The sequence below is a fragment of the Xenorhabdus sp. SGI240 genome (assembly GCF_040081915.1).
Lineage (GTDB): Bacteria > Pseudomonadota > Gammaproteobacteria > Enterobacterales > Enterobacteriaceae > Xenorhabdus > Xenorhabdus bakwenae.
Window position 1 is genome coordinate 1 of record NZ_JBEBMB010000123.1, and the last position, 1,176, is coordinate 1,176.

The 1,176-nt window shown below is 43.0% G+C and carries 3 protein-coding genes; all 3 read left to right on the top strand.

Going from position 1 to position 1,176, the window contains the following annotated elements:
• On the top strand, positions 1 to 180 hold a 180-nt coding region (locus ABLA76_RS16860), incomplete at its 5' end, for a hypothetical protein (protein WP_348988815.1).
• Positions 173 to 391 carry a hypothetical protein gene (locus ABLA76_RS16865; RefSeq protein ID WP_348988816.1) on the top strand — a complete coding sequence of 73 codons (219 nt, stop codon included), beginning with the start codon at positions 173 to 175 and terminating at the stop codon, positions 389 to 391. The genes ABLA76_RS16860 and ABLA76_RS16865, both read left to right, overlap by 8 nt.
• Positions 391 to 1,146, top strand: coding sequence for an ORF6N domain-containing protein (locus tag ABLA76_RS16870; RefSeq protein ID WP_348988817.1), 756 nt, complete (start codon positions 391 to 393; stop codon positions 1,144 to 1,146). The genes ABLA76_RS16865 and ABLA76_RS16870 overlap by 1 nt, the downstream gene beginning before the upstream one ends.
• Positions 1,147 to 1,176 lie beyond the last annotated feature (30 nt).

Below are 1,176 nucleotides of genomic sequence, written 5' to 3' on the forward strand. Positions count from 1 at the left end.
CTTAATACTCAACTATGGGCTGAATATCGCCAATTACATAATGAAAAAAGACACTCATTACATAACAGTTACAGCAATGTGCTAAGAACCCCAAAAGAAGAAGTCGCAATAGAAGATACCAGGCGAATTGCAGAAGCATTGAAAGAACATATAAATAAACAGGTGATAGCTAATGGCTAAACGAAAAAGAAGTAAAACACAACAAGGTTATATGGGAATGACCTTATCTCAAGGTATGCGATTAGAAATAGACAAAAAGCAGGATTATTTAAATTCAAAAAAATACCTCTCTAATTTTCCGGTAGAAGGTGAAGAAATGAGGGCGCCACTTAATAGGGCTATGCGTCGTTTAGCGAAAAGAATGAAAATTGAATTTAAGGAAGTAAAGTAATGAACGAATTAATTACCATCAATAATACCCAAATGCCTGTCGTGGAATACCAAGGGCAACGTGTTGTGACGTTCTCGATGATTGATCAGGTTCACGCTCGACCGGAAGGAACAGCCGGAAGAAACTTTCGTGAACACAAACCCCGATTCATTGAGGATGTAGATTACTACGAACTAGGTTCCGACGAAATTCGTCGCAACCTTCCCGGTGGCGTATTTTCAGACTTCACACCTAAAGGTGTTGTCATTACTGAGTCTGGTTACTTGATGTTGGTTAAATCTTTCACTGACGACTTAGCTTGGCAGATTCAACGGGAATTAGTGAACAGCTACTTTCGTGCACCACAAACAGCACTGAGCGAGCTTGAAATGATAGCCAGGATTGCCAGTCATACCGCCCAGCAACAACGCCAAATTAACCACGTTGAAGAAAAAGTGGATCAGGTGCAAGAAACTGTCGAGCAAATCAAACGTGGGACTATCCCCGTAGGTTGGATTGGGTTCTCTCTGGCTGCGACCGAATCAGGGCTAACCAATAGCAAATGCCGCACTCTGGCTGAACAGTACAACGTTCCTACACAAAGTGTCACTGTCATGACGCCGGATGGACAGCCCCGCCCGATGAAGGTCGTATTCAAAGAAGATTTCATGAGTGCGTTCCGATTGATGATGGGGGAAGCAGAAAAACGTGGCACTCGCTGGTCACATCCCAAGATGGGGATCTTTCAGGTTATTGGATGGGAGGGTAAGCAATGATTATTAACTCCAATTTATTACGCGCCGCAT